Origin of the sequence: Flavobacterium sp. ACN6 (assembly GCF_002304005.1) — a bacterium.
GTDB lineage: Bacteria > Bacteroidota > Bacteroidia > Flavobacteriales > Flavobacteriaceae > Flavobacterium.
This window is the reverse complement of sequence record NZ_MRCQ01000004.1, coordinates 280,750-305,733: the sequence shown is the minus strand read 5'-3', so window position 1 is coordinate 305,733 and position 24,984 is coordinate 280,750. Positions and strand designations below refer to the sequence as shown.

The window sequence follows — 24,984 nt, the reverse complement described above, 5'->3', positions numbered from 1 at the left end:
TTTACCAATGTATTTCTCCGTAAATGAATTATAAATTAATGTATCTTCAAAAATTCTATAATTTCTTGGATATTTTTTGGCTTGTTATATTTAATTTTAGTTTGTAATTGTGATTGATATTTTATATAGTAGTAGACCGTTGCAGTCGAATTTTGAACTCTATTTCCGACAATAGAGTCAAAAAGCGTTTTTTTATTTTGATATAAATATTCATTTTCTGAAGCTCTTTCATTTATTGATCTATTTATAGCATATACAATATACTTATTGTTTTCATCAATAATTTTTTTGTTAAAACTATTTTCTCCTAAAACATTCTCTAGCAAACCATTCATATTGTATTTATAAGTCAAATCATAAGTAAAGTATTGATTATCCGTTTGATAATTTTTATTTTTTATTTTTGCCTTAATAATTTTAAATCTATTATCTTCTTTTTGATTTCTCCAATTTTTATTTAACAGTTTTAAAAACTCTTCATAATCTCCATAACCATCTTTTAAGAAAAAAACTAAATCTAAAACTGATTTTTCAATAAGTATTTTTTGTTTTAAAAAATTATAATATTCTTTATTTACCTGATAAACATCGTTATTAACAAAAATATTGTTCAGATCACTAAAAGTTATTTTTATATCATCTCCCATAGAAGTATAAAACGTTATTGAGTGGTTATTTTTCTTTTTTGACCAAAAGGAAAATTTTTCAGGTTTTTCACTTAAATTTTGATTTAATTTATAAACTGAAATGGTATCTTGCTTTTCTGGAAAAACACCTATAAAACTTTCAATTCGTTCGCCATCCCCTTTAATATAAGTACTATCATCTATATCATTATGCATATAATTCCCTTCATCGACATATACCTCTTTTACAAAAGCAACTACATAACTATCCTCATTTTTTTTAGTTCCATTACTACATACGAATAATAACAAAGAAATAACTGAAAGGATATTAATTATTTTTCTCATTTTTTAGAGGGTTTCGCTTGTTTATCTATCTTTTGTCAGTTTCCAAAAAAAACTTTTCCCAGCATTAATTGTACCAGTGATCCAATAATCTGTGTTCTCAAAATCTGCGTAAAGTATTATTTAGACTTCTTTACTTTAAATAGAACTGTAGATGGACAATCCTCAAATGCTATAAAATAATATTTATTTGTAACTCTTTTTATATAAGAAGTCTTTCCAAAATAGTCGTTACGTGTACATTTTTGCTTATCAGCAAATGATTTTGGAATATCAACCAATGTTTTTGTCCTTGTATTTACATCATATACAAATTCATTATAATTATCATCTTCATCTACATATAAAATTAATTCGTTTTTTAGGTCATAATCTCTTCTAATACCTCTAAAAACTTTTATTTCCTGTTTCCTTGTCATATAGCCAAAAACAGGACTTGCTTGTTTCTCCACCATTACTATGTAAGATAAAATAATTTTGAAAATCAACTCCTTCATAGTGTGGAGATGATTTGCTTGGAAAGTTTCAACTAATAAATATGTATTGTCTTTTTTGCCATTAATCAATCTAAATTTAATTACTTCTTCATTTTTATTTAAAGTTGGAAAAATAATTAATTTATAGTTATTTTTAAGATAAGAGGTTTTGTGATTTTATTGTATCACCTTTTTCATTTAAAAAAACTGTGCCGATTGATTTATTTATTTTTTTTTCTTCATTAGGAAACTTAGGATTATGCATTTTACAACTGATAAAGCAAATCAATAAAAGGATTAAAATTTAATTTTTCATTTTTTTTACTATCTATATCCTTCTGTCCATAAAGGAACATCATAAAAATAATCATCAAAACTTTCCTTTTCAGTTTTAAAGGTAAATTTTCCTTTAATTTTAGACACCAACGAAAGAATTTTTTTGTATGTTAATTGATCAATATTAATATTTTGACTTTCTTTATCAATTGCTTTTTTTGTTATTAAATTTCCATTTACATATTCATATTTAAATACATGATAATTCTTTTCTCCAGATTTTGAAATTGAATATATTGGCATTAATCTATCATCTAATAAATAAAGCGAATTGGGCGTTTCTTTCCTAATTTTGAAATCAGGGATAATACAAACTATAGCAAAATTTAACTTCAGTTTTTTATCAACAAAAATTCTAGTTTTATACTGGTCAGAGCTGACTTTATAATTTTTATCACAAAACAAAACCTTACATTTCTCTAATCGATCTTTTCCAAATGTTTCAAAAGAAGCATCACAGATATATTTACTTTTTATGAGTTTATCAATGTCTGACAAATACTCAATTTTAATATTTTTATCAATGCATTGTTTTTTCTGCGCATGACAAAATGTATATATTAACAAAAAAAAGAATAGTGTTTTTTTCATGTTTTCTAATATTTATGAAGGGGTTTTTTATATCGACTAAAATCCATAAACCATTTCATCTGTTGTGTACTGATTCCTCCTGAACTGTTAATTGTAACATTATAAAAATATGGTTTTATCTCATCTTTAGTTAGCCACAAAAAACCGGCCCAGTTCTGTTTATGTAATCTAACATTAAAATTAAAACTGTTATATGTCTGATCTGTAGCACTCGAAAGAGTGTAGTTTAAAAATAAGTTCCTTTCAGAGCCTTTAACAAAAAAATCAGAAAACTTTTCTAACGCATTCCTACCTTGTTTATGATATCTTTTTCTTGGTTGCAATGATTCGCCTACTATAGAACACGCTGTAAAAACTATATTTGCATTATCTGTTAATAATTCTCTTATATAATATAAAGCTTTTACTTTACTAGGATCAGAAAAGGTTTCTTTAGGAGAAACATCAAGAAGCGCTGCCCCAGTTTCACCATGTGATCTCCAAACTAAGTTTTCTATAAATCTTCTTTTATCTCCATAATAAGTTTTTAAAATATTTTGAGCATCATCAGGATTTTTAACTGCTATCCAATCATATATGCCCGAATTTTTGTTCATTTTATTTTTATCAATACCATTTTCCGCAGTAAAAATAACTAGATTTTTACTCCCTGATAATTTTCCTCTATTAGTATCAAAATTTCCCTCAAAAGACTCAAAGATATATTTTTTAGGATTATTCCTATAATTAAAGTCGTGAAGTTCGCTATTTAATATGACTTCTCCAAGCCAAGTAGTAGTATATTTTTCATTAGGATCTGTAGCTTTTTCATGATGCTGTTTAATAAAAAACCTTTCCATCTCAATAGCATTCCTATCGTCCTCAATCTGCTGTCTCCAGATGTTAAGCATAATTTGCCTAAACCTTGCAATTTCTGAAGGGCTAGTATCTTCAAGAACGATTGTATGGTTTTTTCTAATCATAATTATATCATTTAATCTTTTATTATTTTTGAGGATATTAATAATTATCTAATAGATCACCTCATTTAGAAATTGGTCAGAGCCAATAATAATTTATCTTTTCTTTTTAAAAAGGCGTAAAACTATTATAAAGCTGGATGTTAAAAAAGATTTTTTAGCCTCGAAATCAGTAGTTTCATTAGATAAATGTTTTGAAACTTTATTTTTTGAGGAAGTTTAGGAGAATTCAAAAAAAAACCTGCTTTTCTAGTTTAGAAAAGCAGGTTTTTTTTGAAAAGATTTCGACTTAACGCAATCTGATAATTTTACAAATTCGACTGAATATCTTTTGCTAAAGCTTCAAATTCTTCTTTTGAAAGCGATACTTTGTTTTGAAAACGCATTTCATCCATTTCGTTTAACGGAATTAAATGTACGTGTGCGTGAGGCACTTCTAGACCTACAACTGCAATTCCTATTCTTTTGCACGGAACTGTTTTTTCTAAAGCTGCTGCCACTTTTTTAGAAAACTTCATTAAGCCCAAATAATCTTCTTCTTCCATATCAAAAATCTTATCGATTTCTTGTTTTGGAATACAAAGTGTATGTCCTTTAGCATTTGGATTTACATCTAAAAAAGCTAAATATTTATCGTCCTCAGCAATTTTATAAGCAGGAATTTCTCCGTTTACTATTTTAGTGAATATTGATGCCATTGTTTTATTCGTTTAATCGTTTATTCGTTTAACCGATTAAACAATTAACCGATTAAACCAATCAAAAATTTAGTCTCTTGAAATTTCAAGAATTTCAAATTTCAAAACTCCATTAGGAACAGTGATTTCTGCTACTTCTCCAACAGATTTCCCTAGTAAACCTTTTCCAATTGGAGAGGTTACAGAGATTTTACCTGTTTTTAAATCGGCTTCACTTTCGGCAACAAGAGTATATTTCATCTCCATGCCGTTACTTTGATTTTTGATTTTTACATTAGACAAAACCAAAGCTTTAGAAACATCTAATTGGGACTCATCTATTAATCTTGCATTTGAATATACTTCTTCCAGTTTAGCAATTCTCATTTCTAATAAACCTTGTGCTTCTTTCGCAGCATCATATTCCGCGTTTTCAGACAAATCACCTTTATCTCTCGCTTCTGCAATATCTTGAGATGCCTTTGGACGCATTACACTTTTTAAGTGCTCCAATTCATCTTTTAATTTCTTTAGACCTTCTGCTGTATAATAAGATACATTACTCATAACTTCATCGTTTATATAAATACAAAAAATCCCATCGCGACGGGATTTTCTTACCACAAATATACTATAATTTTTAATAGTACATAATTATATGTTAATCATATAGATTTCAAATCTAAATAAATTATTTTTGTTTCACTAATTCTTATTGAAATAATGAAAAAAATCTGGTTCTTTATCGCACTTTCTGCTGTATTATTTTCTTGCAGTGACAATAATAGAAGTAATAACAATCCGTATATTCCAAATTATTCGATAAACGCGTATCTTGACACTAATCTGCCAACTTATAACAAATTGCTGTATCCGAGCAATCCTGTTTATGTTGCCAATTATGGAGCGAAAGGAATTATAGTAATGAAAACCGGCGAAGGAACATACACTGCTTTTGATGCTGCATGTCCAAATCAAGCGCTTACTTCCTGTACACCAATGACTATTGACGGAATTTATGCTGTTTGTTCTTGCGATAAAACACAATATAATTTATTTACAGGCCTTGGTGGAAAAGAATACCCGATGAAACAATATCGTGTAGAATCTTCTGGAACTGTTGTCCATGTATACAATTAAAAAAAAGCCTGAAATTGAATTTCAGGCTTTTTTTTGCATTTAATTTTTTTAGAATTTCAAATTTAAACCTACTAAGAAATTGGTTCCTGCCTGCGGATAATAGTATGGATAAATATCCCACATCGCGCCATTTGAAACATATTTTTTATTGAATATATTATTAACCAACGCTGTAATCGTAATTGATTTAAAAATAGAGTTAGGTTTTATTTCGTAAGAAGCATTAAAATCGTTTACAAAATAATCTGCTAATTTGGCAGCTGGAAGCTCAATATTATTCATGTACTGCTCTCCAACGTATTTCTGTAAAAGTGAAACATATAAGTTTTCGATAGGTTTGTATACAATAATATTTCCTGCAATAACTTCTGGAGAATAAGCAATATCTGTTGTTCCGTAATAATCCCCATCAACAGCTAGGTCTACATTTTTATTACTGCTTATAGTAAAGTTTGGTCGTAAAGTAAATTTATCGGAAAGAACAATTGTTGCATCAAATTCAAAACCTAAACGGTAACTTTTTTCCGTATTGGCACGAATGGGTGCTCCAACATCATCTAATCTTCCTGTTAAAATCAATTGATCTTTGTAGCCCATATAATAGAAATTAGAATTCAACTGGAATTTCTCTGAATTGAATCTCCAGCCTAATTCAAAATCATTTAATTTTTCCGGTTTTACATTTCCTCCTTCATAATCTGTTCTATTTGGCTCACGATTCGCTCTGGCATAAGAAAAATAAAGTGTACTATTTTGAGTAAAAGCATAATTCAAACCTGCTTTCGGGTTAAAGAAATTAAAATTATCATCAACCAAACCAGTTTCGGCGCTATTTGCTTTGTACTTTACATTTCTGTATTGTAAGTCTCCGTAGAAACTTAATTGTTCTGTAAATTGATAATTTGCTTTCGCGAAAATATTACCGTCGGTTTTTGTTGAAAAATCATCATAATAGTGATCTCCTAATTCAGACTGCGAAGCATATCTTGCCCAAATCACTTTACCATAATGGTCACCTTCATATTTATTCCATCCCCCGCCTAAAATAACATTCAGATTTTCCGTTACATATTTAGCTGAAAAAGTAGTGCCATAAAAACCATTATCTAACCATTTCTGGCGTATTAAATCGGTTGTCGTTATCGCATCAACTGGATTTAAATTATATTCAGACATCTCGGCATCTTCTTTATAATTTTCAAAATAACCTTTCCCTTTTGTATAATGAAATGCCAAATTTGTACTCCAATTATCTGAAAGAGATTCACTCCAATGCAGCTGATAATGATCTTGATTGTAATTATCTGTTTCATTATCATAGAAGCGAATATTTCCCGCTTCGTCTGTATATTTTCCTGCCGAATTATAAGTACGATCTGCATTCAGCGTTTCGGCATCAATTCCGTTCCAAGATTGATAAGTTTTTTGAGTTCCACCGAAAGCCAGAGCTTTAATCAAAGTCGTTTTACCTACATAAGTTCCCTGAAGAAAATATGATTTTAGATCTGCACTTCCACGGTCAATATAACCATCTGTTTGTATTACCGATAAACGACCGGCAAGTTCAAAATGATCATTTAATAAACCGGTACTAAATTTTACGGTATTTTTAAATGTATTGAATGATCCCGCAGAACTTGAAATTTCGCCTGTTGCTTTTGTCGCATAACTATCAGTCAGCATATTTAAACTCGCACCAAAAGCACCCGCACCATTTGTAGATGTTCCTACGCCACGTTGTAATTGAAGACTTTCTACAGAAGAGGCAAAATCGGGCATGTTTACCCAAAAAGTTCCCTGACTTTCTGCATCGTTGTAAGGAATTCCGTTTATAGTTACGTTTACACGTGTAGCATCGCTTCCACGTACTCGAATTCCTGTGTAACCTACACCATTTCCAGCATCAGAAGTTGTCACAACAGATGGAAGATAATTCATCAAAACAGGAATATCCTGCCCTAGATTTCTGTATTTAATTTCTTTTTTATCCATATTACTAAAACTCACTGGAGTTTTTGAAGTAACACGAACTGCCGAAACTAAAACCTCATCAAGAGAATTTACTTTGGTAGAATCTTGTTGCTGCGAGAATGAGAAAAGAGAATAGAATAAAGAGAATAGAATAAAAGAAATAGACTTTAGACTCAGCTTTGCACCTTTGTACCTTAGTACCTCAGCACCTTGAAAAATAGTTTTCATTCGTAAAGAATTACAAATAAAAGGGGGAATTATTCTTTTGTTAAATTAATAAATGTGTTTCACGACAATACAACGTGTGTGCGCTTGAAATTGTCGTTTTTTCCCTTAGCAACATTACTCGCTCAGGTTCTTTGGGTATGATCTCAGCTCGTTATTTAGAGCACCCCTTTGAGACAGTGCAAATGTAAACTTTAAAAATCAAATTCCAACAATTGAAATTCCAAATTAAAACTCCCTGTAGAATTAAATTTTGAACTTTAAATTCCAAACCCATTTGAAAACTACAAGAGATGAGCTTTTTGGAATTGGGAATTTAAAGTTTGGAATTTAATCCAAATTTGGCTTCTTCCGAGATTGCTTAATCTCAGAGACATTCTTTTTATCCTTAATTCTCTTTTTTATTACAGATTTTGGAATTTTGGTTGCTTTTCTGACCTTCGGAACATAAAGTCCTTTTTTGATTAATTCCAGAAATCTTTTTATAACAATTTCTTTGTTTTTAATCTGGCTTCTATCTTCATCACAATTTAAGATTAAGATATTTTCAGAAGTCAAACGAGATGACAAATTCTCTTTTAGAAGCAATTTTTCATCATCAGATAAAGCCTGAGAAGCTTCTAAATCAAAATTTAAAACTACTTTCGAGGAAACTTTATTTACATTCTGCCCGCCCGCACCACTGCTGCGGACGGCTTTAAAACTTAACTCTGATATGATTCTCTCGTTATCCATTATTGAGGCTGATGCGCTGGCTTTAATAAATCGTTTACCGTTTTTACCGGATTAAAAGTAATTAACGGAACTGCGACAAAAATGGTTAACCAATTTGCCATTGAACCGTTCCATAACCCTGGAAGTTCATAGCTTTTTACAGGTTTTCCTTCAACACTTTTTTCAACAATAAAACCAGATTTTTGATCTACAAATTGTTTTAAATCAAATTTCTCTCCTTTATAATTTTTAATACCGCAAACTAAATCCACCGGATTAAAATGTGTTGCCGCTTCTAAAATTTCAACTTGCTTTTTGTTCGCTAAATCTACTTGAGATGTTTCTACAATCTGCAGTGAAATCTCTCCCTTTTCATTCATAACCCAAAATGGCCCTCCGCCAGGTTCTCCTTCATTTCGAACCATTCCGCAAACTCTAATCGGACGATCTAATAGTTCTTTAATCTTGACAAGTTTATTCTCAAAAGTAAATTTATTGAAGTCGTTGGTTATTTGAATATGTAGCTCTTCCTTCAAAATATCAACTATTTCAACAAGATCATTTTCAGTTACTTCACCGCTTTCAATTGATTTTAGATATCCAAAAACTTTCTTTTGTACTGCGATTAAAATCCCTCCTAATGCTTTTTTATATAAGGTAATTTTATCAATATGATTTTGAATAACATTGTCTATATTTTTAATAAAAATAATATCAGAGTCCAGATTATTCAAATTTTCAATTAAAGCGCCGTGTCCTCCAGGTCTAAAAACCAAGCTTCCATTACCATTTCTTACTATTTTGTTTTTTATATCTACATTAATAGAATCGGTACTTTTATTTTGATAAGAATACCCAATATTAATAGTGGTTTCAGATTGCTTTTCAATTTTTTCTTTCACCTCTCTAATAGCTGTTTCAAACAAATCCTGATGTATTTCTGAAACCGTAAAATGTAAATTTGAAACATTTTTGGCTGTGGCATAATGTACACATTCGTTTAAATGTTCTTCTATTGGACTCGCAATATGCGTTTTATATAAGTGAAAAGGCAAAACGGCCTTAGGCTTATTTGCTGAATTAAGATAATCTGAAGATAATAATATTTGTATAAAGTAATAATTTTTATAATCCCTTTCTAGAGTTTCAAAATCGGGATAAATCAATCTTAATTTTTTATCAATTTCTTCAAAAAAAGGAAACTTCTCCATTCCAACAATAAAAATGGCAAGTTCTTTATCATTTTTTCTGTTGATATAAGCATTTATCGTTTCTTTATTGATATCAAAATCATTTATAAAAGCTGTTAAAAATTTGAACATTCGAGTCGCGGCACCGGATGCAGGAACAAACTTTTTTATTTTTAGATTTTCTTTCTGCTTATCAAAAAAAACTGCTTTTTCTTCAAACTCGGCTTCGGATAAACTTAAAATCCCTTTACCAATAGTTGCCGGGCTAGTTAAGCTGCTTTTTGCAATTCCGTTCTTAAAAACATCTAATTGCATTACAATATTTTCAAAGGGAATACCGTGATTGTAAATTTCAACAAAATCTTGAGATGATAATCCTTTTTCTTTTAAGACTCCCAAAGCATCTACAATTTGTACAGCTTTTGCTAAACGGCATTCTTTATCTCCCGATAATGTAATAAAAGGCTTTTTGGTATCAATCAACGTTTGTTTAAAAACAGAAAAAACAGTCTCTCTTCCTTTTGGAGTATCTCGTATATCATCTTTCTCCCAAGGAACATCAATATCTGTCAAAAAGAATAAATCGTATTCATGTTTTAATGCTGCCTCATTTAAAAGCGGATCGCAGAAACCATAATACATTTCCGAAAAAACTTTGGTTACCATTAAGTTGGTATCACAAAACAGGTATTTATTTGCTGCAGCAAGTTTTTCATTTTCTAATGCAGTTTGTCCATAAGCAATAGGCATCATATCCTCTGCAACACAAATATGCTGATCTTCTTCCCATTTTTCTTGCAAATAATCGCGTGCAAATTCTGGAACCCATTTGGTTTCGTAATATTCTGCAAGTTGTTTTGCCAATGTGGTTTTCCCTGTACTTTCAGGCCCAAATAAAGCAATTTTTATTATAGTTGTTTTTTGCTGTCTAAGATCTTTCTCCATTCTAAATAAGCTGCAATAGCCAAAATTGTAAAAATTATATATTGAAGTGAAAGCATCCCTAAGCCCCGATAGGCATAGAGAGGTACAACAATAATATCACCAATAATCCAAAGTGTCCAGTTTTCTATTTTTTTTCTGGCCATGTACCACATTCCCGCAAAAAATATTCCAGACGAAACCATATCTACATAATTGTCGGGATGAATTTCGTAACCAAAGTATTTATAAATTCCGAAAACTACAAAAACAGTAACAATAAATAGTAAGATTCCGATTATTTTTTCATTTTGAGTTGTACGAGTAATTGGCAGATTGTCTTCAACTGTTCCTCCTTTTGCCCAGACATACCACCCGTAAATACTCATTATTGAAAAATATGCATTGATAATCATGTCTCCAATATAACCTGCCACATACAAAAGGTAAACTGAAATTACCGTTGCAATTAATCCTGTTGGGTAAACCCAAATATTTTCTTTTTTTGCAAACCAAACACTTAAAATACCAAAAACAAATACCAAAAACTCAAGAGCAATATGCCACAAAGGCGCATTTTTGTAACTATCAAGAAAAAAGTCAATCATTTGGTGGTATTTAAAGGCGGTTAATTTTTTTTATGAATCGAAAAAATGGCTGTCATTTTCAAAAGCAGTTCCAATAACTACTAAATCTGCTCCTGCATTATGCGCTTTTTTAATTCCATGCAAATCTACAATTCCTCCTCCAACAATTACAGGAATTTCTATGTTTTGAGCAATTAAGGAAATCATTTCTAGCGGAACTGGTTTCTTTGCACCACTTCCCGCTTCTAAATAAATCAATTTATTGCCGAGCATTTCCCCCGCTTGCGCTGTTGCTAGCGCTAGTTCGAAGTTCTCTCGGTTCAGCGGTTCAGTTTTACTAACGCGTGCAACGGCAGTTTCATTGCCGCTTTCTATCAAAATATAACCTGTTGATATTACTTCAAGCTTGGTCTTTTTCAAAATTGGAGCTGCCTGAACTTGATATTCTATTAAATAATCTGGATTTCGACCAGATAATAATGACAAAAACAAAATAGCATCGGCCTGTGGTGAAATCTGCGAAGGATCTCCAGGAAATATAACAACCGGTAAATTTGTTTTTTGTTTTAACTGCGCAATTAAATCTTCTAAAATAGTGCTTTGAACAATGCTTCCTCCAACAAAAATATGGGTTGCAGGAGATTGATTTATTTTAAGTAATAAATGATCTAAATTTTCCCAGACAATTTTATCAGGATCCAGAAGTATGGCCAATAATTTCTGCCCGCTTTTCTTAGCTTCTAAAATTTGCTGATGGATTGTAGTACGTATTTTTTGCTCCATAATGGCTGTAAAAGTAAAAAGTTTTTAACGTAGAAGAACTATTATGAATGAATTATATTTGTAAAGTCTCTGTCAACAATCAATAGAACAATTTATGATCGCAGCTGCTTTATTAGAAAAATACGGTGCCGTAAAAAAATCTTTCGAAAAAGGTGAACTAATTTTTGAAGAAGGAACACTGCCTGCATCTTATTATCAGATCATTTCGGGCGAAATTAAAATGTGTAATTACAATGACGACGGACGAGAATTCATTCAGGGAATATTTTATAAGGAGCAGTCTTTTGGGGAACCACCTTTATTTTTAAACCAAAAATATCCTGCTAATTCCATTGCTGTAGAGGATAGTCAGCTTCTTCTTCTTCCTAAATTAAACTTTATGAAACTTCTGGAAGAAAACGCAGCGATAAGTATTAAGATAATCGAAAACCTTGCACAGCGATTGTATTATAAATCGGTTATGGCGGCAGAAATTTCAACGCACGAACCAGAACACCGCGTTTTAAAATTAATCGATCACGGAATTGTTTATTTTAATTTTAAAAAAGAACCAAACGGCTATTTAATCAATTTTACCAGACAGCAGATTGGAGATTTAACGGGTTTGCGGGTAGAAACTGTCATTCGGGCCATAAAAGCTTTGGAGAAAAAAGGCGAATTGAAGATTATTAACAGAAAAGTATACAGATAAAAAAGTTCCTGTAATATGATTTAAATCATAAAACGCAGCGGTATTGTGACCGTACCTTTGTGGTATAAAAATCTCAATATCATGACACTATATCAAACAACATTCGAAAATTTCAATAAAAGTTATATGGGTTCTGCTGCAATGGCTGTAATTGGTCAAAGCTGTTTAGGAGGCGCTGCTGCGATGTACATTTTGTCTAATGGAACTTCTATCTTTCAAATGATCCAACTTGCTATTATTGTTTTAGCTTGTATCTTTGTAAACACTTCAATTTTGGCACAAATGAAACATAAAGTAGTTTTCAATCTTTTAATTCTTAGTTCCGTTTTAAGTGTATTTTTTATTCTGTTAAACACTATTATTCTGTGAAAAAGCAAATAGAAAATAGAGCTGACATCTCATTTTTGGTACATCAGTTCTATGCTAAAATAAGAGCCGATCGAGAAATCGGCTCTTATTTTAATGATATTATAACCGATTGGGATGCACACCTCGAAAAACTAACTGATTTTTGGGAAACCAATTTATTTGCCGTAAAAAAATACAAAGGAAATCCGCATGCGGTACACAATGAAGTTGATGCTCATTTTGACGAAAAAATCACAGCAAACGAATTTGGAATCTGGCTGAATCATTGGGCACAGACATTAGACGAACATTTTGAAGGCGAAAACGTAGAAACTTTAAAAAGACGTGCCAGAAAAATGAGCACTTTTCTCTATATGAGTATGTTTCAGCATAGAAATAAAGAAAGTGAAGTTTAGTTTTTGTCATTTCAACCGAAGGGAGAAATCACACTAGAAACTCTGCAATAAAAATCGTCAATCTTTATCGAGCCCGAGTGTTTGGAATTTGGAATTTTCCTATTGTAATTTCATTTTTCAAAAGCATAAACCAAAGTAAAAGTTCCCTCAAAATTATCCGATTTGATTTCTTCATAATGAACATCAAAATCTTTTACTAAATCATCGAAATGAAGACTGGATTGAGTTTGTTTTTTATCTAAAGAAAAATCTTCAACTCTAATGTGATCTTTAAAGCTGATTCCTTTTTCATTTCTAATTTTAAAGATTGCTTCTTTAGCTCCCCAGATAACAGTAAGTTTTTTTATGTATTCTTCTGTAAATTCTGGCTTTAAATAACTGCATTCAAAATCTGTAAATTTATCTGCAATTCGCTGAATTTTTTCGCGCTGCAATTCCATATCGATTCCTACCGTTTCATCGCTTATAATTATCGCCGCAAAATGATACGAATGCGTAATCGAAATATAGTTATGACAATCAAAATACGGTTTCCCAAATTCATCGTAATGCAGGTCTTTATCCGTAAAACCCATTTCCTGAATCAGCATTCGAACACTTAAAAAAGCGCGTTGGTGCATTTGCGATTTCATTCCGTCCAGTCTTTTTTGTGTTTTTTCTTTCAACACAACTTTGCTTACTAGCTCTTCAAGAGATTCAGTTATTTCCCAAACTAAAATTTTTGTTGTTTCGTTAAACTGTATGGTTTGAAATAAAGGCATTTCTTTTTAATTGTAAATTATAAATGGTTAATTATAGATCGTAGGTGGTTAATTAGAAACCATATAAGTAATATCAGAAAATATAACTGATGGCTCAAAAAAATGTATTAGTAAATATAAGCAATTTGCAGCAAAGGTAATAGTTTAAGAATCTTTTTTAAAATGAACTTATATCATTTATATGGTTTAAAACGATTCCTAAACTAACATTCTAGAGATTAAGAAATTAAAGATTTCACAAATCTGACAGAAAGTAGTAAAATTCAAAAGGTATTATGTAAATTTGCAAAAATTTTACAATATACAAATATACACTATAAATGAGTACTACAACTACGCCTTATGTGGCTTTCAAAGTAAAAGACATTTCTCTAGCGGCTTGGGGAAGAAAAGAAATTGAATTAGCTGAAGCTGAAATGCCAGGTTTAATGGCGCTTCGTGCTGAATATAAAGACGAACAACCTCTTAAAGGTGCTCGTATTGCTGGATGTTTACACATGACGATTCAAACTGCAGTTTTAATCGAAACTTTAATTGCTCTTGGTGCAGAGGTTACTTGGTCTTCTTGTAACATTTTCTCTACTCAGGATCAGGCTGCTGCTGCTATTGCTGCTGCTGGAATTCAAGTTTATGCTTGGAAAGGTCTTGACGAAGAGTCTTTTGACTGGTGTATTGAGCAGACTTTATTCTTTGGTGAAGACAGAAAACCATTAAACATGATTCTTGATGATGGTGGAGATTTAACTAACATGGTTATTGACCGTTTCCCAGAATTGGTTCCTGGAATTAAAGGTCTTTCTGAAGAAACTACAACTGGTGTTCACAGACTTTACGAAAGAGTAAAAGCTGGGACGTTGCCAATGCCTGCAATCAACATTAACGATTCTGTTACTAAATCTAAATTTGATAACAAATACGGGTGTAAAGAATCTGCTGTAGATGCTGTTCGTCGTGCAACTGACTTAATGTTGGCTGGAAAAAGAGTAATCGTTTGTGGATACGGTGACGTTGGAAAAGGAACTGCTGCTTCTTTTAGAGGTGCTGGATCTATTGTAACAGTTACTGAAATTGACCCAATTTGTGCCTTACAAGCTGCAATGGACGGTTATGAAGTTAAAAAATTAAACACTGTAATTGCTAATGCTGATATCATCATTACAACTACAGGAAACAAAGATATCGTTCTTGGAGAGCACTTCGAACAAATGAAAGACAAAACTGTTGTTTGTAACATTGGTCACTTCGACAACGAAATTGATATGGCTTGGTTGAACAAAACTCACGGAGCATCAAAAATCGAAATCAAACCTCAGGTAGACAAATATACTATCGCTGGAAAAGATATCATCATTCTTGCTGAAGGTCGTTTAGTAAACCTTGGTTGTGCTACAGGTCACCCAAGTTTTGTAATGAGTAACTCATTTACAAACCAAACTTTGGCACAAATCGAATTATGGAAAAACAGTGCTGCTTACAACAATGACGTTTACATGTTACCAAAACATTTAGATGAAAAAGTTGCTGCTTTGCACTTAGCTAAATTAGGCGTTGAGTTAGAAACTTTACGTGACGATCAAGCTGCTTATATTGGTGTTCCGGTTGAAGGTCCTTTCAAACCAGAATATTACAGATACTAAATTGATTTTAGATTTCTGAATTAAGATTTCAGATTTCTTTAATTATCTATATCATACCCGGCAGGTTTTAAAAACCTGTCGGGTTTTGTTTTTTTAGTTGCTCTTTGTTTCAGGTTTCAAGTTCCGTGAAACTTGAAACCTGAAACAAAAGAATAAAAACAAAAATCTGGGCGTGCCACCATCCAGATAAAAGGGCAAAATTACTATGCGCTTATACGCCCTTTTATCTGGATGCTGTCGGGCTATCCGTGCTGCTTCGGCAGCTTACTTCTATCCCTTACGCGAACGGATACAAAGAACCTTACTTTTATCAGAGAATATATACAATTCTTAATTTTAAGTTTTACATTTGAAATTCAAACCCCAATTTCTAAAACCAAATTATGAGAACACGACTGATTTTAATGTTATTAATTCTCTTGCCTTTTTTTACCAAAGCTCAATCCAGCATGCAGAGACAAATGCAGTCCAGCAACGCGATGTTTAGACAGCAAAATCAAATGTTTATGCAACAGCAGCAACAGCAGCGCGATATGATGCGTAATCTTAACAGCATTCAAACGGCAGAAGATAAACTGGCAAATGAAGAAAGAAAACTAAAAAAACTACAAACCAAATCAGCAGAAAAAGAAGCCAATTTAAAAGCTAATCAAGAAGAACTCGCCAGTCTTGAAAAAAACACAAACGATACTACCGATCTTAAAAAAGACATTGAAAAATCGAAAAAGAAAGTTCAAAAATCTGAAGAAAAACTAAATAAGTCAAAATCTGATTTAGAAAAAAGTTCAAATAAAATTCAGGATTTGCAAAACAAAATTCAGGCTGCAAAAATTCAAAAAGAAGAACTTACCAAAAAACACGAAGAAGAAAAAAGACTTAAAGAAGAGGAAAAGCAAAAAAACAAAAAATAAAAGCTCAAGTAATAATCACCTTCTGAATAACGTTTTATTTTCTCCTAAATTCTAAACAACAAAATGATCGAAAAAGTTTTATGCGAAACACATGGCACCAAAGACATGTCTTTTACCTGTATACATATTGCGCTGGCAATAGACTCGAAAGAAGAAACAGGTTTTTTCTACTCTGAAGCCGAAGAAGATCTTCCCCAAATTGCGTGGTGCGGACAATGCGAACAATGGCTTCTGGACAATGGCGAGGAATGGACCGACGTTTTTCAAGCCAAAGCCGATTTTAAAATGTTATGCTCCGATTGCTTTGAGGAAGCAAAAAACAACGAAACAGAAACTCATCTGCGATAAATAAATTTTCATGAAAAAGATTATCATTCTATATATTTTTCTCTTTAGCTGTACTGTATTTGCGCAAAGCAACGACATCTGGAATGCATTTTGGAACAAAGACACCACAAAAATTGGATTTAAAGACAAAAACGGTGTTATTAAAATTGAGCCTAAATTTACAGGATTTACTATTGCCCGCAAATTTGAAAATATAATTGCGGTTACAAATGAAAAAAATAACGATTGGGAAAGCTATTATTTAACTAAAACTGGAAAAATAATTGGACGCGATAGTTTATACGTTTTTGATAATGGTCCAGATTGCGAAAATGAAGGTTTTATCCGATTCAGAGATCCTAAAACAGATAAAATGGGAATGTTTAATGGTGATGGAAAAATTGCAATCCCAGCTGAATACAGCAATTTAACAAAAGTCAAAAACGGAATGTTTATAGGTTTAAAAGATGCCAAAAAAGAAATGGATGGAGAACATTTTTTCTGGAAGGGAGGGAAAGAATTCTTAATTGATATTAATAATAAAATTTTAGTCGAAAACTTTAAATATAATAATGATTACCATCTGAATTATTTCTCAGTAGAGAAAGCAGCCAAACCGAGTAAAGATGAAACAAGAGAAAGTTTTCGTGGAATTGACGAGCAATATTATTCCTTTATAAATTTCGAAAAGGAATTTAGATCGTGGCTAAAAAACAATTTACTCTCTGACTTAGCAAAAGACAATTTATTAAAACATTTCTATCAAAAAATATCTTACAGTACACCTTATAGAAATGGAAGAAGCCTAAGTTTTACCGAAACAAAAACAAAATTCATTAATAAAAATTACAAATTAATAAAAAAGAAATTACTTGAACTTACGACCGCAAATTGTGATTACAGCATTTTTATAGAGGGTTTAAATCCTTATAATTATGCAGAAAACGAATTCAGTATTTACTTTAACAATTGCAATGAAGCAAAAGACTGGAAGTATCCTGTCATGGATATTGTAATTTCTCCAAAAAACAAAACAGAACGCGGACAAGATCATTTGGAGTTTTTAAGAACCGAAAATGGTTATAAACTGATTAGTGTTTCTTTAAGAAAAGATAATCTTAAATAATTCATTCCCTTTTCGAACAAAGCTTAACTTTGTAAAAACCGCAAATCATGAAGAATTTTTTATTTTTATTTATCGCCATTGTTTTTGAAATCATCGCTACTTCTGCATTAAAAAAGTCTGAAGAATTCACAAAACTGCTTCCAAGCATTATTACGGTTATTGGATATTGCGGTGCGTTTTACTTTTTAAGTTTTGCAATTAGGACCATTCCTGTTGGTATTGCTTATGCAATTTGGTCTGGTGTTGGAATTGTCATGATTACAGCAATTGGCGCGATTTTCTTCAAAGAAATACCCGATCTACCTCCTATAATTGGATTGAGTTTAATAATAGTAGGCGTAGTTATAATTAATGTTTTTTCTAAAACTGCGGCTCATTAAAACATAATGCCACGAAGTAGCTAAGACACAAAGTTTTTAATCTCGTAGTTCTTTTAGAGTAACAATACTTCAAAAAAACTTCGCGTCTTTATGCCTTTGCGGCAAAAACAAAGCAAGTTTCAGATTTTATACCCGCAAAAACCAATCGATCTTTGCCTTATAAAATGGAAAGAAAATGAACACACAGGAAAACATTAATTATAATCGGATTGCAGATGCAATTGATTATATCAAAGCCAATTTTAAAGACCAGCCTAATCTTGATGAGGTTGCAGAGAAAGTGCATTTGAGTCCGTTTCATTTTCAAAGGCTTTTCAGTGATTGGGCAGGCACAAGTCCGAAGAAGTTTTTGCAGTACACTAGTTTAGAACATGCAAAAAAATTGCTCAAAGAAAATCAAGCAACAATTTCTGAGACAGCTTACGAAACAGGACTTTCAGGCACAAGCCGACTGCATGATCTATTCATCAATATCGAAGGAATGACGCCGGCCGAATATAAAAATGGAGGAAAAAATCTGGCTATAAACTATAGTTTTGCCGAAAGTCCGTTTGGGAATATAATCGTAGCGTCTACCCAAAAAGGAGTTTGTTTTATGGCTTTCGCCGAAGATGAAACAATCGGATTTCAGGATTTAAAAAACAAATTCCCAAATGCAGCATTTTCTATAAAATTAGACATAGCACAACAAAATGCCTTGTTTATTTTCCAAAATGACTGGAGCAAATTATCTCAAATCAAACTGCATTTAAAAGGCACCGATTTTCAACTAAAAGTTTGGGAAACATTGCTTAAAATCCCAATGGGACAGCTTTCTACATATGGTTCCATTGCGAATCAAATTGAAAAACCAAATGCTTCAAGGGCAGTTGGAACTGCAATTGGCAGCAATCCTGTAGCTTTTTTAATTCCGTGTCACCGCGTCATTCAATCTTCTGGAATTTTCGGAGGTTATATGTGGGGCAATACCCGAAAAACAGCTATTATTGGGTGGGAAGGCGCGAAATTAATCTCGGAAATTTAAACAATTTACGACACAGATTTTCTGTAGAGAGGCACTGCAGTGCCTCTACGCAAAGATTGTCGACAAAGAATTTCTTTACGGAAATACATTACGTTAGACGCACTGCTGTGGGTCTCTACAGATATGCTATGTGTTGAATTCTCTGTCATTATAAAATTCAATCTAAAATTATTTATGCAAAATATACAATCTAAAATTGCTTCTCTTAACTGGGAAAGCATCACAGAATCTATGCACCTAAATGGATTCGCCATTATTCCAAGCGTTCTGAATAACGAACAATGTGAAGATTTAAAATTCGATTATGACAATCCAAATTTATATCGAAAAACGGTTGTAATGGAACGTTATCGGTTTGGTTTGGGGGAATATAAATATTTTAATTATCCGCTTCCAGATTTAATTCAAAACATTCGTTCTTCCATTTATCCGAAATTGGCTCCAATTGCAAATTCTTGGATGAAAGCTTTGAATATCAGCACTATTTTTCCTGAAACGCACGAAGAATTATTAAAGCAGTGTCATGATAATAATCAATTGAAAGCGACTGTTTTAATTTTAAAATATGGCAAAAGTGGTTTTAATACTTTGCATCAGGATTTGTATGGAGCTATTTATTTTCCAATTCAAATAGTACTTTTTCTAAATGAACCCGATGAAGATTATATAGGCGGCGAATTTGTCTTAACCCAGCAAACGCCCAGAGCACAGTCTAAAGCAATTGTTTTGAAACCTAAAAAGGGAGATGTCTTGGTTTTTACCACCAATTTCAGACCTGTAAAAGGAACAAAAGGATATTATCGTGTGAATATGAAACATGGCGTGAGCGAAGTTCATTCGGGTGAAAGATATACGTTAGGAATTATTTTTCATGATGCGTTAAATTAAGGTGCAAAGGTGCAAAGATATGCATCCACTAAACCTCTGTCCCTCTGAACCTTTCTACCTAAAAAATATGATTGAACACAATAAAATTTCAGATTCAGATCTTCGAAATAAAATTAAAAATGCGGAAATTTGTTTCGGTGGCAACCGAAAATTAAAAATCTACGGAACGCTGAAATGCCGTTCGGGAAAAAGAATGAAACGGGAAAATCGGGTTTTCTTTTTTTCTGAAGATGAAGCAGAACAAAATGGTTTCAGACCTTGCGGACATTGTATGAAAACCGACTATCAAAAATGGAAAAATGGACTTATTTACTCCTGAAATAAACGAAAACACAAATCTGCTTCCAAAAGATGGAACTGTAAATTATTACGGAAAATTATTTTCCAGAAATGAAGCAGATTTTTATCGCGACACTTTATTACATTCCATTGAATGGAAAAATGATGAAGCCATTATATTTGGAAAACTAATTTTAACCAAACGTAAAGTGGCTTGGTACGGCGATCAGGAATTTGAATATACGTATTCCAATACTACAAAAAAAGCGCTTCCATGGACACCAGAATTATTAAAACTAAAAGCTTTTATAGAAGAAAAAACAGGAGAAACATTCAATTCCTGCCTGCTTAATTTATATCATTCTGGCGAAGAAGGAATGGCGTGGCACAGTGATGCAGAAAAAGATCTCAAAAAGAATGGCGCAATTGGATCTCTAAGTTTTGGGGCTGAGCGTAAATTTGCTTTCAAGCATAAAAAGTCGAAAGAAACGGTCTCTTTAATTCTGGAACATGGAAGTTTACTGGTTATGAAAGATGAAACGCAGACAAATTGGCTGCATCGATTGCCACCAACCAAAACAACTCAGAAACCAAGAGTAAATTTGACTTTTAGAACTATTATTAAATAATTATTTTGCCATAAAGAAACCTAACAGGTTTTAAAAACCTGTTAGGTTTGTATGCTGAATAATTTTACTTTTTGCCTATAACATTTTGATAAGATCTTATTAAAGCATCTTCAAACATTTCTGGTCGTACTTTTGAAATTTCGACAATTGTCCAGCCTTGTTTTCCCCATTTATTTGGAACGGGATAAAAAATCATTTCGCGCGAAGCACAAAAAACCGATTGATCTATTTCGTTTAATTTTAAAACTGCTCGATTATTCTTTTCATCAAAAGTGGCGAAAATTTTCTTTTTGACGCGAAAGGATATTTTCTCAAAATGAGGTTCTTCTGTTGCATCTGGAAACGACAATGCTAATTTTCTAAAGGTTTCAATTGAGATCATAATCTTTTTTTTGAATTATAATTTCTTTACCAGCCGTGATTCAAACCATTTTTTAAAACCTCATCATATTTTTCTTTATCAAAAGAATATAGATTTGGAGCTTTGTGTGCTACGTTGCTTTTCTTTTCGTCAAGCTTCGTTAGAATTCCTGTTGTAGTGATTTTGCGTAAAAAGTTCCTGCGATCCAGTTTTTTATCCAAAATCGTTTCATACAATTTCTGCAATTCTGGAATGGTAAATTTCTCAGGCAGTAAATTATATCCAATTGGCATTAAATTCAATTCAATTCGTAAAGTATCGAGTGCTTTATCCAGAATTTCGCGGTGATCTAAAATAAGTTCCGGAACTTCTTTATGATCAATCCATTCTACAACTTCATGTCTGCTCATCGGGTTTGGAAGAATTTTCGAAAAATCAACCAAAGCATAATATCCAATCGTAACAAAACGACGCGTAAGCCATTTTCCTTTTTCTTCTTCTATTTGCAGATACTTTAGAATCCTTTCATCAAAATGCTGATCATTACGTTTTACTTTTCCAAAAGTCGCAAATTGTCTCAAAAAAATACCTTCAACTCCAGTTCGGCTGTTTAGTACGGTAATTGCTGCAGTATCAATATCCTGATCCACGTGGATAAAGCCTCCTGGCAGAGACCATTTCGCCGCATGTTCTACTTTTATTAATAGAACTTTAAGCTGATTGTCATGAAAACCAAAAATTACACAATCTATAGAAAGTCCAGGCTGGTAATTTTCATTATTATCTATAATGTCTTTTAACATTCGAGTATTTAAGTGTATATCTTTCTTTAAACAACACTGCAATTTACTTCATTTTTACAAATTCGAATCACTTTTTAAAAAATAGAATACTATTTCCCAATAAAATAGAGAAGTGTGTAAATCACAATTTTAACTAAAATTTAAAGTTCAAATTTAAAAAAAATAATTACATTGCGTCATAATAACACATTAATGATTTGAATTGTTAAATTCAAGGTTGTTTCCAAGAAAAGCATTACAAATCAGTTTGTTCCATTATCAAGAGACAGACATTGAAAAGTTAAAATCAGAAGTTATGATTGCTAATCCGTTAAAAAATATTAATCAAAAAATTAGAACCAAAATCTGGTCTTCTTTCGGATTTGTTTCTAAGACTTATCTTCTGGAAGCTTCTTTAAAATACAGCGCGGAACAAGAAAGAATTTTCAATGAAATGATTATTGAAAAAGATGCAAAAAATAAAAAAGCCAAACAAGAAGCTTATGATAAAGCTTTGTATGCTTCGTACAAAGGAATTGGCGCAATGGATTTCATAAATACAGTTTTAAAATAACCTTTACACATTTTTATAATTTATAATGCAGCCTCACTTCCTTTCAGTGAGGCTTTTTTTTGACATAGATTTTACATTTTTATCGAGTAAAATCAGGCATTATTACTTACTTTAGCTATATTGAAAGTAAGAATATACCCTGTAAAATTATTAATATGGAAAACATCATAGAATCAGAAAATTACAAAATTCAAAAACCCGAACAGTGGGCTTCAAAAACTGATGATAAGCAGCTGATCGAATATATAAAGGAATCTGATTTTTCAAAAAAACAAGTTGATGAAGGACGAGATTTCTGCTACTTTTTAGATAAAATTTATTATACAAGTGATACAGAGAACAGCGAATACGCCTGCGTAGCATACACGCTCAACGAACCATCAAATCTGGAAAGTGCTTCTGCAAAAGATGTGATTGTAGAAGAAAATGAAACCTACATTATACATCGCATTAGTGTTCTTAGAGATGGTGTTTTAATTGACAAAATCCCAGATACAAAAATCAAGGTACTTGACAATGAAAACCAAAGTGAAGGCGGCGTTTTAAGCAGCAGTAAAAAAGTAAATATTACGATTAAAGATTTACGACTTTACGATATTTTAATTACGGAAGATTCTAGAATCAAAGTTTTTACTGATCGTGATTTCCTTCGAAAAGAGTTTCTAAAATATGTTTATGTAACTCCAAATACTTACTGGGCTTACGGAAACTATAAATTTACTTTTATTAGTGACCGAAAAGAAACAATTGCTTACAAGAAAACATTTTACAGGGATGAGGATGGGAATGTATTGCAGCCCGAAATTAATTATCTGAAAAAAGGCGAAAGATTTGTAATTGAAAAAGAAAATTACATCAATTCTTTTGATGAAAATAGAGAAATTGCTCCGTACATTGATTTTGCTACAGATCGTAACTGGACGGATCTGGCTAACTATATTTCTCCTCTTTACGAAGAAATTTACAACAAATCTTCTTTAAAAGATTTTGCTCCAACTCTTGTAGAAAAATTAGATGCGATTGCAGATCAGGATGAAAAACTGCAATTTGCAATTGATTATGTACAGAATCATGTTTACTATGTTTTTAATGCCGATGAAATGAACGGGCATAAACCACAGGAACCTGCTGTAACCTATGAGGATAAACAAGGAGATTGTAAAGCTAAATCGGTTTTACTGAAAGTAGTTTTAGACTATATTAATGTTGATTCTTCTGTGGTTTTGGTCAACTTTAATTCTGATCATTATATTAAATATTATCTGCCTTCGCTGCTAACCTTTAATCATGTAATTGTAAAGGTTAATTATAAAGACGAAACCTATTTTATAGATGCAACGACAAGAGATGAATTTGGTTTAATTGAAAATCGTGGTTTTATATATTTTCTGCATTATCTTGAAGTTAAACCAAATAAGGAACTGGAAATTAAAAAATCGCATAGGTTCTCTTATTATGGAATTAATGAAAAAGCAGATTTCAACGCTCAAAATAGTTCCGGCGCATTAAAATTAACCAGTACTTATAAAGGAAATCGCGCTAATTATATGCGTAAATACTTTAAAAACACTAACAAAAGAGAAATTATCGACAGCTGGAATAACTTTTTGTTTTATGCTTTAAATTATTCGAATGACCGAAATGGAACGGATATTAGAACCATTTTTCAAAATGCCGTAATCGATATTGTAAGTGATGATAAAAGATTGAACGAATTTACCATTCAATACAGCGCTTCTATTGAAAATCCTTATTTTGTTGATGCTCAAAAGAATCGTTTTTTAATGTACTTTGACCGAAATGTAGTAAAAAATACGGCCAGAGATTTTATGCATACGGACATTCCGTTTTGGCATAATTTTGATAATGAAAGATATGAGATCAATCTTCAGACTGATCAAAGAATAGATACCGAAGAGAAATATACCGTTCAGGAAAGCACAATTACTAATCCGTATTTTGATTTTACAAGCCGTAAAAAAGTAACTAAAAACGGAGCATCTGTAATTATCGATTTCAAGCCTTTGTCAAATTTGGAAATTCCTTCAAGTGATTTTGAAAAATTCAGAAATGACCATCATTCTATCGCCGATAGTAATTATGGAATTGGCATTGACATTATTGAACAAGGTTTTTTAAATCTTGTAAAATTCAACTTTAAGAAACGACTTAAATAATTTTAATAAAAAAATGGGGCTTTTTACAGCCCCATTTTTTATAGTTATTGAATTTTTATTAAACACATAGAAACATAGATTTTCTTTTCTAGAAAAGGGAATTGAAAGAAACTGGTTTCTAACACATAGACT

29 protein-coding genes are annotated in these 24,984 nt (G+C 31.8%); 15 read left to right on the top strand and 14 right to left on the bottom strand.

Annotated features, from left to right (window positions below; all coding sequences use genetic code 11):
• Window positions 1-35 precede the first annotated feature (35 nt).
• From BSF42_RS08645 to greA, 6 genes are all read right to left on the bottom strand, one after another.
• Complete coding sequence (locus BSF42_RS08645; RefSeq protein ID WP_095952680.1) at window positions 36-974, bottom strand: hypothetical protein; 939 nt, start codon at window positions 972-974, stop codon at window positions 36-38.
• Between the two features lie 116 nt (window positions 975-1,090).
• Window positions 1,091-1,426, bottom strand: coding sequence for a hypothetical protein (locus BSF42_RS08640; RefSeq protein ID WP_141248440.1), 336 nt, complete (start codon window positions 1,424-1,426; stop codon window positions 1,091-1,093).
• Between the two features lie 345 nt (window positions 1,427-1,771).
• On the bottom strand, window positions 1,772-2,374 hold the full coding sequence (locus tag BSF42_RS08635; RefSeq protein WP_095952678.1) for a hypothetical protein: 603 nt from the start codon (window positions 2,372-2,374) through the stop codon (window positions 1,772-1,774).
• A gap of 5 nt (window positions 2,375-2,379) precedes the next feature.
• Window positions 2,380-3,336 carry a hypothetical protein gene (locus BSF42_RS08630; RefSeq protein WP_095952677.1) on the bottom strand — a complete coding sequence of 319 codons (957 nt, stop codon included), beginning with the start codon at window positions 3,334-3,336 and terminating at the stop codon, window positions 2,380-2,382.
• Window positions 3,337-3,641: 305 nt separating this feature from the next.
• Entirely contained in the window at window positions 3,642-4,031 is a 390-nt protein-coding gene (locus BSF42_RS08625) for an HIT family protein (RefSeq protein ID WP_095952676.1), read from the bottom strand.
• A 69-nt stretch (window positions 4,032-4,100) separates the two neighbouring features.
• The gene (gene greA / locus BSF42_RS08620) at window positions 4,101-4,577 is read right to left on the bottom strand and encodes a transcription elongation factor GreA (protein ID WP_095952675.1); all 477 of its coding nucleotides are present in this window, start codon (window positions 4,575-4,577) and stop codon (window positions 4,101-4,103) included.
• A 156-nt stretch (window positions 4,578-4,733) separates the two neighbouring features.
• Between greA and BSF42_RS08615 the strand changes: the two genes are divergently transcribed.
• Window positions 4,734-5,150 (top strand): hypothetical protein, encoded by a 417-nt coding sequence (locus tag BSF42_RS08615; RefSeq protein WP_095952674.1) that lies wholly within the window; start codon window positions 4,734-4,736, stop codon window positions 5,148-5,150.
• A 48-nt stretch (window positions 5,151-5,198) separates the two neighbouring features.
• Here BSF42_RS08615 and BSF42_RS08610 read toward each other — a convergent pair whose 3' ends face one another.
• The 5 genes from BSF42_RS08610 to BSF42_RS08590 all read right to left on the bottom strand — a co-directional run bounded on the left by BSF42_RS08610 (window position 5,199) and on the right by BSF42_RS08590 (window position 11,541).
• Window positions 5,199-7,349: a TonB-dependent receptor gene (locus tag BSF42_RS08610; protein WP_095952673.1), complete on the bottom strand. Its 2,151-nt coding sequence runs from the start codon at window positions 7,347-7,349 to the stop codon at window positions 5,199-5,201.
• A gap of 327 nt (window positions 7,350-7,676) precedes the next feature.
• Complete coding sequence (arfB, locus tag BSF42_RS08605) at window positions 7,677-8,081, bottom strand: alternative ribosome rescue aminoacyl-tRNA hydrolase ArfB (protein ID WP_095952672.1); 405 nt, start codon at window positions 8,079-8,081, stop codon at window positions 7,677-7,679.
• The gene (locus BSF42_RS08600) at window positions 8,081-10,195 is read right to left on the bottom strand and encodes a DUF4301 family protein (protein WP_095952671.1); all 2,115 of its coding nucleotides are present in this window, start codon (window positions 10,193-10,195) and stop codon (window positions 8,081-8,083) included. Before BSF42_RS08600 ends, arfB begins: the two co-directional genes overlap by 1 nt.
• On the bottom strand, window positions 10,159-10,779 hold the full coding sequence (gene pnuC, locus BSF42_RS08595) for a nicotinamide riboside transporter PnuC (protein WP_095952670.1): 621 nt from the start codon (window positions 10,777-10,779) through the stop codon (window positions 10,159-10,161). The genes BSF42_RS08600 and pnuC overlap by 37 nt, the downstream gene beginning before the upstream one ends.
• A gap of 30 nt (window positions 10,780-10,809) precedes the next feature.
• Window positions 10,810-11,541: a geranylgeranylglyceryl/heptaprenylglyceryl phosphate synthase gene (locus BSF42_RS08590; RefSeq protein WP_095952669.1), complete on the bottom strand. Its 732-nt coding sequence runs from the start codon at window positions 11,539-11,541 to the stop codon at window positions 10,810-10,812.
• Window positions 11,542-11,635: 94 nt separating this feature from the next.
• Here BSF42_RS08590 and BSF42_RS08585 point away from each other — a divergent pair, with 94 nt between their 5' ends.
• The 3 genes from BSF42_RS08585 (at window position 11,636) to BSF42_RS08575 (ending at window position 12,996) form a co-directional block, all read left to right on the top strand.
• Window positions 11,636-12,232 (top strand): Crp/Fnr family transcriptional regulator, encoded by a 597-nt coding sequence (locus tag BSF42_RS08585; protein ID WP_095952668.1) that lies wholly within the window; start codon window positions 11,636-11,638, stop codon window positions 12,230-12,232.
• An 81-nt stretch (window positions 12,233-12,313) separates the two neighbouring features.
• On the top strand, window positions 12,314-12,601 hold the full coding sequence (locus BSF42_RS08580; protein ID WP_095952667.1) for a hypothetical protein: 288 nt from the start codon (window positions 12,314-12,316) through the stop codon (window positions 12,599-12,601).
• Window positions 12,598-12,996 (top strand): group III truncated hemoglobin, encoded by a 399-nt coding sequence (locus BSF42_RS08575; protein WP_095952666.1) that lies wholly within the window; start codon window positions 12,598-12,600, stop codon window positions 12,994-12,996. Before BSF42_RS08580 ends, BSF42_RS08575 begins: the two co-directional genes overlap by 4 nt.
• A 110-nt stretch (window positions 12,997-13,106) precedes the next feature.
• Here the strand turns inward: BSF42_RS08575 and BSF42_RS08570 are convergent, their stop codons facing one another.
• Entirely contained in the window at window positions 13,107-13,757 is a 651-nt protein-coding gene (locus tag BSF42_RS08570; protein WP_095952665.1) for a 4'-phosphopantetheinyl transferase superfamily protein, read from the bottom strand.
• Between the two features lie 320 nt (window positions 13,758-14,077).
• On the opposite strand from BSF42_RS08570, the gene ahcY reads away from it, so the two are divergent.
• The 9 genes from ahcY (at window position 14,078) to BSF42_RS08525 (ending at window position 20,958) form a co-directional block, all read left to right on the top strand.
• Window positions 14,078-15,394, top strand: a complete 1,317-nt coding sequence (gene ahcY, locus BSF42_RS08565) for an adenosylhomocysteinase (RefSeq protein ID WP_095952664.1) — start codon at window positions 14,078-14,080, stop codon at window positions 15,392-15,394.
• 383 nt (window positions 15,395-15,777) lie between these two features.
• On the top strand, window positions 15,778-16,305 hold the full coding sequence (locus BSF42_RS22410; protein ID WP_095952663.1) for a hypothetical protein: 528 nt from the start codon (window positions 15,778-15,780) through the stop codon (window positions 16,303-16,305).
• Between the two features lie 63 nt (window positions 16,306-16,368).
• Window positions 16,369-16,653: a hypothetical protein gene (locus BSF42_RS08555; protein ID WP_095952662.1), complete on the top strand. Its 285-nt coding sequence runs from the start codon at window positions 16,369-16,371 to the stop codon at window positions 16,651-16,653.
• A 10-nt stretch (window positions 16,654-16,663) separates the two neighbouring features.
• Window positions 16,664-17,758 (top strand): hypothetical protein, encoded by a 1,095-nt coding sequence (locus tag BSF42_RS08550; protein ID WP_095952661.1) that lies wholly within the window; start codon window positions 16,664-16,666, stop codon window positions 17,756-17,758.
• A 47-nt stretch (window positions 17,759-17,805) separates the two neighbouring features.
• The gene (locus BSF42_RS08545; protein WP_095952660.1) at window positions 17,806-18,138 is read left to right on the top strand and encodes a multidrug efflux SMR transporter; all 333 of its coding nucleotides are present in this window, start codon (window positions 17,806-17,808) and stop codon (window positions 18,136-18,138) included.
• 175 nt (window positions 18,139-18,313) lie between these two features.
• On the top strand, window positions 18,314-19,162 hold the full coding sequence (locus tag BSF42_RS08540; protein WP_095952659.1) for a methylated-DNA--[protein]-cysteine S-methyltransferase: 849 nt from the start codon (window positions 18,314-18,316) through the stop codon (window positions 19,160-19,162).
• Window positions 19,163-19,336: 174 nt separating this feature from the next.
• Window positions 19,337-20,050, top strand: coding sequence for a 2OG-Fe(II) oxygenase (locus tag BSF42_RS08535; RefSeq protein WP_095952658.1), 714 nt, complete (start codon window positions 19,337-19,339; stop codon window positions 20,048-20,050).
• A gap of 67 nt (window positions 20,051-20,117) precedes the next feature.
• Window positions 20,118-20,369 (top strand): Ada metal-binding domain-containing protein, encoded by a 252-nt coding sequence (locus tag BSF42_RS08530; RefSeq protein ID WP_095952657.1) that lies wholly within the window; start codon window positions 20,118-20,120, stop codon window positions 20,367-20,369.
• On the top strand, window positions 20,350-20,958 hold the full coding sequence (locus BSF42_RS08525) for an alpha-ketoglutarate-dependent dioxygenase AlkB (protein WP_095952656.1): 609 nt from the start codon (window positions 20,350-20,352) through the stop codon (window positions 20,956-20,958). The genes BSF42_RS08530 and BSF42_RS08525 overlap by 20 nt, the downstream gene beginning before the upstream one ends.
• 64 nt (window positions 20,959-21,022) lie before the next feature.
• Here the strand turns inward: BSF42_RS08525 and BSF42_RS08520 are convergent, their stop codons facing one another.
• Window positions 21,023-21,340 (bottom strand): MmcQ/YjbR family DNA-binding protein, encoded by a 318-nt coding sequence (locus BSF42_RS08520; protein WP_095952655.1) that lies wholly within the window; start codon window positions 21,338-21,340, stop codon window positions 21,023-21,025.
• A 26-nt stretch (window positions 21,341-21,366) separates the two neighbouring features.
• On the bottom strand, window positions 21,367-22,122 hold the full coding sequence (locus tag BSF42_RS08515) for an NUDIX domain-containing protein (RefSeq protein WP_095952654.1): 756 nt from the start codon (window positions 22,120-22,122) through the stop codon (window positions 21,367-21,369).
• 295 nt (window positions 22,123-22,417) lie between these two features.
• On the opposite strand from BSF42_RS08515, the gene BSF42_RS08510 reads away from it, so the two are divergent.
• Both BSF42_RS08510 and BSF42_RS08505 read left to right on the top strand, forming a co-directional pair.
• Window positions 22,418-22,675, top strand: coding sequence for a hypothetical protein (locus tag BSF42_RS08510; protein WP_095952740.1), 258 nt, complete (start codon window positions 22,418-22,420; stop codon window positions 22,673-22,675).
• Between the two features lie 155 nt (window positions 22,676-22,830).
• Entirely contained in the window at window positions 22,831-24,852 is a 2,022-nt protein-coding gene (locus BSF42_RS08505) for a hypothetical protein (protein ID WP_095952653.1), read from the top strand.
• Window positions 24,853-24,984 lie beyond the last annotated feature (132 nt).